This window comes from Advenella faeciporci (assembly GCF_014652395.1).
Lineage (GTDB): Bacteria > Pseudomonadota > Gammaproteobacteria > Burkholderiales > Burkholderiaceae_B > Advenella > Advenella faeciporci.
Genome location: NZ_BMYS01000009.1, coordinates 94,285 through 101,608 on the forward strand (window position 1 = coordinate 94,285; position 7,324 = coordinate 101,608).

The 7,324-nt window shown below is 61.3% G+C and carries 9 protein-coding genes and 2 pseudogenes; 10 read left to right on the forward strand and 1 reads right to left on the reverse strand.

Going from position 1 to position 7,324, the window contains the following annotated elements; translation table 11 throughout:
- Positions 1–326 precede the first annotated feature (326 nt).
- Both IE074_RS08015 and IE074_RS08020 read left to right on the forward strand, forming a co-directional pair.
- On the forward strand, positions 327–854 hold the full coding sequence (locus IE074_RS08015; RefSeq protein ID WP_373297792.1) for a JAB domain-containing protein: 528 nt from the start codon (positions 327–329) through the stop codon (positions 852–854).
- 637 nt (positions 855–1,491) lie between these two features.
- Positions 1,492–1,806, forward strand: a complete 315-nt coding sequence (locus tag IE074_RS08020) for a DUF736 domain-containing protein (RefSeq protein ID WP_189384948.1) — start codon at positions 1,492–1,494, stop codon at positions 1,804–1,806.
- Between the two features lie 109 nt (positions 1,807–1,915).
- Here IE074_RS08020 and IE074_RS08025 read toward each other — a convergent pair.
- A pseudogene (locus tag IE074_RS08025) lies at positions 1,916–2,173 on the reverse strand (helix-turn-helix domain-containing protein); the annotation flags it as partial.
- A gap of 264 nt (positions 2,174–2,437) precedes the next feature.
- On the opposite strand from IE074_RS08025, the gene IE074_RS08030 reads away from it, so the two are divergent.
- The 8 genes and pseudogenes from IE074_RS08030 to IE074_RS14850 all read left to right on the forward strand — a co-directional run.
- Positions 2,438–2,788, forward strand: coding sequence for a DUF2958 domain-containing protein (locus IE074_RS08030; RefSeq protein ID WP_189384964.1), 351 nt, complete (start codon positions 2,438–2,440; stop codon positions 2,786–2,788).
- 357 nt (positions 2,789–3,145) lie between these two features.
- Positions 3,146–3,925 carry a DNA -binding domain-containing protein gene (locus IE074_RS08035; RefSeq protein ID WP_189384949.1) on the forward strand — a complete coding sequence of 260 codons (780 nt, stop codon included), beginning with the start codon at positions 3,146–3,148 and terminating at the stop codon, positions 3,923–3,925.
- 118 nt (positions 3,926–4,043) lie between these two features.
- Positions 4,044–4,328, forward strand: coding sequence for a helix-turn-helix transcriptional regulator (locus IE074_RS08040; protein ID WP_189384950.1), 285 nt, complete (start codon positions 4,044–4,046; stop codon positions 4,326–4,328).
- Positions 4,329–4,354: 26 nt separating this feature from the next.
- Complete coding sequence (locus tag IE074_RS08045) at positions 4,355–5,215, forward strand: replication initiator protein A (protein WP_189384951.1); 861 nt, start codon at positions 4,355–4,357, stop codon at positions 5,213–5,215.
- 313 nt (positions 5,216–5,528) lie between these two features.
- Entirely contained in the window at positions 5,529–6,167 is a 639-nt protein-coding gene (parA, locus tag IE074_RS08050; protein ID WP_189384952.1) for a ParA family partition ATPase, read from the forward strand.
- A complete protein-coding gene (locus IE074_RS08055; protein ID WP_189384953.1) occupies positions 6,164–6,448 on the forward strand; it encodes a chromosome partitioning protein ParB in 285 nt (94 codons plus the stop codon). The genes parA and IE074_RS08055 overlap by 4 nt, the downstream gene beginning before the upstream one ends.
- On the forward strand, positions 6,445–6,990 hold the full coding sequence (locus IE074_RS08060) for a DUF2840 domain-containing protein (RefSeq protein WP_189384954.1): 546 nt from the start codon (positions 6,445–6,447) through the stop codon (positions 6,988–6,990). The genes IE074_RS08055 and IE074_RS08060 overlap by 4 nt, the downstream gene beginning before the upstream one ends.
- A pseudogene (locus IE074_RS14850) lies at positions 6,987–7,324 on the forward strand (S26 family signal peptidase); the annotation flags it as partial. The gene IE074_RS08060 and the pseudogene IE074_RS14850, both read left to right, overlap by 4 nt.

A 7,324-nucleotide genomic window follows, 5' to 3' on the forward strand; every position in this document is an offset into this window, starting at 1 on the left:
TCATCCCTGATGGGACTGGTCTTGGCCAGCCTTACGCATCCCTTACGCCTTCGCACCTGCGGCGCTGCGCACTCTCGTTTGCGGATTGCGCGGGGCGCACCCATGAAAGCCTAGCCGCGCTTCACGCGGAGTTTCCAACGAAAAACCAAGTGGCACTGTGGGGCTGTCTTGCTCCCGGTCATTGTGTCATGCCGTTCTTGGTTTCAAGGGCGGCTCGCCGCCGTGGGCGCCGCTTGCGGCCGCTGGCCGTCTTCGACCCTTGATACCTGCGCTGCGCCATGCCCTTCGGGTTCCGGGCAATCCCGCCCTGAACACTGGAGAGCATCATGGACAACAACATCGCCGCGCTGAGCTATGACAACATGGACGAGACATGCACCCTGTATGTACGCAGTCCCAGCGGCCGCTACAAGCTGGCCAGCGACGAACAGATTCTGGCGGCGGGCCGCACGGCAGCGGAAAGCCTGGTTTCCCAATTGTCGCCAGTCGATCAGCCGACCAAGGTGAAGCAGTTTTTTCAGGCCAAGCTGGCCGGGCTGGGGCACGAATGCGCGGCCTTCCTTTATCTGGACTCGCGTTTCAAGCCGATTCGCTACATCGAGCAGGGATCAGGCACATTGAGCCAGGCCAGCGTCTATCCGCGCGAGATCGTGAAAACCGCACTTCGCTTGAACGCCGCCGCGCTGATAATGGCGCATAACCATCCATCCGGTATAACCGAGCCCAGCATGGCCGACCTGAACCTGACCAAACACCTGAAGCATGCGCTGGCATTGATCGATGTACGGCTGCTCGATCATGTCATCGTGACGGCGGCCAGCACGACCTCACTGGCAGAGCGGGGGCAAGTGTAAAGCCCTAAAACATTGCAGGGCATCGCGCCCTGCATTCTTTCTTATTAGATGGGCAGCATCAAGCGTTTTGGGCTTCTATATGGCGTCCCGCCAAAGGCGGCACGGACAAGGCTACGCCTGGGCTTGCTGGCGCAGGTTGCACGCAAGCGTGCCGTCCTCGATGCTGACGGTTGCTTGTCCGGACATCACGAGGAGCGGTTCACCGACACGCCGCCCGGCCTGGCTTATGGAGCTTGCACACCGCGCTTTCAATGATGGCGCCGCAGCGTGCGGCGGGGACGTTTTCGCCCAAGATCGGCAGCTTGGTTCTTGCTCGCATCAGGGCGCTTGCCGGTCGAGCCTGTATGCGGAGAAACCGAGTGCACCATTTTTCCTTGCAGGACGGTCGGCCTGTACGTCCTTGTCTTGTCGTGAATCCTGGCGGGGGACGGCAAGCCTTCGGGCTTTGGCCGCAACCGTCCAGCACAAACAATTTCCCCGCCGCCGCGATCGGCTTCCTCGCGAGACAAATTGTATGTGCTTCCCGGCCCTTCACGCTGTTACGGCCGCTGGCGCGGTGCGGCCCGCCCACCCCCGCCGACCGGATCACAACAAGGACGCACTGGCGCGACCTTGAATTCCTGAAAGGAGTATTACCATGGCTAACATCGGAACCTTCACCGCAGACAACAACGGCTACACCGGCACCCTGCGCACCCTGACGCTTAACGCCAAGGTCAAGCTGGTCGCCAACGACAAGGGCGACAACGACAAAGCCCCCGACTTTCGCTTGCAGGCCGCCGGTAATGACATCGGCGCGGCGTGGAAGAAAACCAGCGAGGCCGGGCGGGAATACCTGTCCGTCACCCTGGACGACCCCACGTTCCCGGCCACCGTCTACGCTCGCCTGATCGAAGGCGAGGATGGCACGCATGATCTGCTGTGGACGCGCAGCAAGCCGCAGGCGGCCTAAACCACAGCGCCCCGCCTTTTGGCGGGGCGCCTGTCCACCCGACGGCCCATAGCTGCGCGGCCGCCCCAGACCTTATTCTGAGACCTTGCCTTGGGTAAGCTGGGCTTCTGTCCNTCATGAGCACGGCCGTACTGCATTCCAGCGCGCCGGCGATCTTGAAGATAATCGCCAGGGTGGGCGTGTGTTCGCCGCGCTCGATCTTACCCAGGTGGGAGCGTTCAACATTGGCGAGATTCGCCAGCATTTCCTGTGCGATGCCGCGCTCGGTGCGCAGCGCGCGCACCGCTGCACCGAAGGCTTGCGCCAGTTCGGCGTCGAAAGTGGTGGCGCCGGTGGGTCGGCCGCGCTGGATGGGACGCTTTTGCATAGACAGAAGCGTCGTTCTTCGGCACAATTAAAACCACGTTATCTTTAACTCATTAATCCAAATTTCAGCTTTTTCTTGTTTAATTACGGAAATCCGTATGGGCGAATTTCTTCAAAAGCGGAGGTTTACTATTGTGCTTTTGATGGTTTGCGCACAACCGGCATTGCGATTGCCCGCTTTGACGGATTCGAGACAAACTGCTTGCGGGTCTTTGCAGGAAAGCACAAAGACAGATCGACGGCTTTACGCTTTGGCGGAGCATACGTGAACCAGCCACTCATTACCGACGACGAACGCGCACAACTGCTCGCCCACGGGCAGGCTCGCGCTGCGGGCCAGCGCATCGACCCGCCGCCTGTTGTGCGGATATTCACGCCGGACGCGCATGCGACCTGGCTGCTGGCCAGCCTTGATCCGCAAGACGGCGACACGGCCTATGGGCTGATCGATCTGGGAATAGGTATGCCGGAGCTGGGCACCGTGCGGCTTTCCGCCTTGGCCTCCATCGTCGGCCCGTGCAAGCAGCCTGTGATGCGCGACCGCTATTTCCAGGCGGTGCGCCCGCTCTTGGAATACGTGCGCCTGGCACAAGAAAATGGTTCGATCACGGATTGAATGGACTATTGCAATACACGCAAGCAACCCATTCAATCAAGGTGCATTGAGACTATTTCGGTCATATTCAAGACCGGTACGGTCTGAATCATGAGCGTTGCAGGAAAACGCAGCGGTTCAGACTTAAATAGTCATGATCTTTTGCGCGTAATGCGGCAGGGTGATAGGTGCTGCACGTTGATTATTTAGCGGCGTTGGCGACGCATTCAGATCAACAGCGCAATGGTTAAGACGCAATCGGACTTGATGTTTTTAGTTTCATATTATGCGATTAGTTATTAAATCCTAACGCATTGAAACGGCGTTGTGTTTGTTTTTCTATGAGGTCGCCTCCGCTGAGTCAAAGGAGGTTGCGTCATGGCCGATTCGTTCACCGCCCATCACTGTTGGTATCCGACAGCGGCGTATCTCTATACGCTGCATCTGGATGATGCTTCACTGGCTTGGGAATATCTGCGCAGAAACCCGGATTACCGACTCGACTGGCTGAGCCGCCATCGCCACCCTGATGCGGCGCGTCGCTGGGGCTTGCGCCTGCTGGAAAATCCAGCGCTGGATGCCCGCGATGCTCACGCCGCCTGGCTTTCCGATCACGACATCGCAGTGCAGCTCCACCCGGATGCCGACCCGCCACCGAATGCGGCTGCCTTTGCGTTCTGGCATATCCCAGGGCGCAAACACCTGATTCATGATGGCAAGCGCCTGGTGCTGGTGGCGTATTGGCCTGGCGGCAGTCTGCGATTCGTACTGGCTCCCGATCTGCAAGACGGCATGGCCTATCTTTACGCCGTTCGAGCCTGTGCCACGCCGAGCGCGCGGTATCGCTTGTTCGCCGCCAGGCTGGACGCACTGACCGCCGCCACGAAGATCACGCCTGTGGCCATAACCCGTTCCCGTCCCACACCGACCGCCCTGCTGGAGCTGCACACCTTGCAGACGCTTGATGCGGCGCTGGCGGGCGCGTCCTTGCGCGAGGTGGCCCAAGGCCTGTTTGGTGTGGATGCCGTCGTGGCCGACTGGCACGCTGACAGCGCCTTGCGCGCCCGCGTGCGGCGGTTGGTGCGTCGGGGCGATGCGCTCATGCGCGGCGGCTACCGCCGCTTGGTGCAGCTTCCATTGCTGCCGTTGGATGATTAGGGGGACGTTTCGCACTTCTTGTAAAACGTCCCTGAGCAAGCGCCTCATCTTTGTTGAGACTGTCTGCATCCGGCCGCGTTGTGTGGCCGGGCGTTCTCAACCGATGGAGGTTCTCCTTATGCGACCCGCACCCTTACGACCTGCCGCCGCTCCCGCCTCGGCGCGTGTGCAGCCCCAACCTTATCTCACCAACGACGAAGCCGCGGACTACCTGCGTCTGTCGCCGCGCACGCTGGAAAAGCAGCGCGTGATCGGCGGCGGACCGCGCTTTCGCAAATTTGGCCGGCGCGTCATGTACGCCGTGGCCGATCTGGATGCCTGGGCTGATGCACGCAGCTATGAGGCCACGTCCGACCCGGAATATGCCGAGCGTCACGCGGGTGATTATCGTGATGGCCGCTGATCGTCGGCGCGACGGTACTCACCGCCATGCCGAGTCCTTCGCCGCCACCACGGCCGCGACCCGTGCAGCAGCGCGAACAACTGGAGTTGTTTCGGGCACTGCCAGGCGAAGACTTGGCACCGCGCGATGCCCAGGACTTGATGGCCTATCCCTTTTTCTCGCTGGCGAAGTCGCGGCGCACCGCACCGATCGACTTTCGCAGCGGCAACGTCACCATCCGCGTGGAGGGTACGCAAGAGTATGGCATCGCCACCATCTGGGATGCCGACATTCTGATCTGGGCCGCCAGCCAGATCGTGCAAGCCCGCGATGCGGGCATTCGCAGTTCACGACTGATGCAGGTACGTCCCTACGAGATCTTGCGCTTCATCGGGCGCGGCACGGGTGTGCGCGACTATCAGCGTTTGAAAGCGGCGCTGGACCGTCTGCAATCGACCACGGTGGCGACCTCCATCCGCGAAACCACGGGGCGGCGGCTGCACCGTTTTTCGTGGATCAACGAATGGAAGGAGTTGGCCGATACCAACGGCAAGCCGCTGGGTATCGAACTCATCCTGCCGGGCTGGTTCTATGCCGGCGTGCTCGATGCCGCCCTGGTGCTGACCATCGACCCAGCGTACTTCCGGCTCACGGGCGGTATCGAACGCTGGCTGTACCGGCTGGTGCGCAAGCACGGCGGTCGCCAGGAACATGGCTGGCAGTTCGACTTTCGGCACCTGTACCGCAAATCCGGCAGTGCGGCGCGCTTCTACGACTTCGCCGCCGACTTGCGCACCCTGGTGGCCCGGCAATCATTACCGGGCTACGTCCTGGGCATCGTACTCATACCGAGGGAAAAGAAGGAGTTGCTCACCTTCCGGCCCGTGCTGCCTACGGCACGGGGATAAGTCTGTGGGTAAGCTGTGAGTATCCTGTGGATAGTGTCGTGCTATCAGGCAACAGAACACTCGTGCTATCAGGCAACAAACCCTCGTGCTATCAGGCAACAAAAACGGCCGCAACCCCTCGCCATTACTGGGTTTGCGTGCCCCTTAACTTACCTAACTTAACTACTCTAACTTTTAATACAGATGCGCCATTTCCATGGGTAATTTCCAAAAATTCAAAATCAGGACAGTCTGAACAGCGAAACCAGCCGAAGCACTGTGCCCGTTTGGCAAGACAAGAACAGACAGGTTCTCCAGATGGGAGGGCTGCGCAATGATCGTCGCCTTGCTTAATCAGAAAGGCGGTGTGGGCAAGACCACTCTAGCCACACACATCGCGGGAGAACTCGCGCTACGTGGTCAGCATGTCATTTTGCTGGACGCTGACCCGCAGGGTTCATCCCTGGACTGGACGCAGCGTAGAAGTCAGCAAGGTTTGCCAAGGCTGTTCAGCGCCGTGGGTCTGGCCCGCGAAACACTGCATCAGGAAGCGCCGGAACTGGCCAGACGGGCCGATTATGTCGTGATCGATGGCCCGCCGCGCATCGCCGCCCTGGCGCGCTCCGCGCTGCTGGCAGCCGAACGTGTGTTGATTCCCGTGCAGCCCAGCCCCTACGATCTGTGGGCCAGTGCCGAGATGGTGGCGCTTATCCGTGAAGCCCAGGTCTTCCGGCCCGCTTTGCGAGCGGCCTTTGTCATTAATCGACGGGTCAGTACCACCGTCATTGGACGCGAAGCGCGCCAGGCGCTGGCCGATCAGCCGCTGCCGGCGCTGCGCGCCGAGGTTCGGCAAAGAATCGTCTTTGCCGACAGTGTGGCCGCCGGGCGACTTGCACGCGAGACAGCGCCCGACAGCGCGGCGGCGCGTGAAATCACCGCGCTGGTCGATGAACTGCTGCGGTGGCCGACATGACAGCGAAGCCGCCACTGAACAGCAAACGTCCGGCTAAGCGCGTCGGAATCGGCGCGCGTCCGCCTGCGAATCCGCACGCCGAGGCCTGGATTCGCCAGGGCGAGGCCAGCGCACTGAACAAGGGCGACTGCTACACCGCCCGCCTGACGCTGGACATCACCCCCGCCATGCGGGCGCGCATCAAGGTATCGGCCTTCACGCAAGGCCTGACCGTGGCCGACCTGCTGCGCGGTCTGCTGGAGCGCGAGTTTCCAGCACATCGCAAAGAGGACACGCCATGAATACCTCCGCCTCGTCCGCCACGGGCGCGGCGACGGCGGCATCGCTGCCGCTATCCGCCACGCTTGCCAACCAAACCAACAGCGTGCCGCTGACGCGCGTGGCGCTGGCCACGATCGAACCGCATTTTAATCTCTATCTGCGTTTTGGCGAACCGGCACACATGATCCGGCTGGATCGCTGGCGGCGCTGGGCGGTGTTTATGCCGGGCGTAATATTCTGCCGCGTCCGCTGGCAGGCCAGCGATTACGGCACGGTACGCTGGCAGCTCATGGTAATGCAGGCTTGCACACCGTTGGACGCGGCGCTGCGCATTCCCGGCGTACAGCCCGGTGCGCGTTTGCTGCTGAACGTCGAAGGCAATCATCTAGTTCGTTCTGTGCTGGAGCGCATTGACGCCATCGAGGCGCTGGGCATCGTGCCCGCCGCCACATCGCCAGCGTACTGGCGCACGCTGGGCAACCGTTTGGCGGCCCGCCTGGCGCTGCCCGAATACACCATTGAGCGGCACACTGCCTGGCTGGCTGGGAGAGTGCTGTCATGACCGCCGATTCCACCACCGCCCGCACACCCGAAGTCGCGCCGTTTCCTAGCTCACGCTGGCGCGCTCGCATCGTCCTGGCGGGCTTCGCCGCCGTCGGCCTCGCTGCGCTGGCCTGGACGGTGCTCGTGCAGCCGCTGCCGCGCCTGATCTACAACCCGTCCGACAGCGTGCCGGTCGGCTGGTATCGCGTCAAACCGTTCCCACATCCTGAACTGACCCCAAAAAGTTGGACACCCATTCAACTTTTAGGGGTCTTTTCAATGACAAAATATGATTTGCCGTTCAAAATCAAATTAGTCCAAGCGTATCTATCCGGCCAGAGTGGCTATCGCCT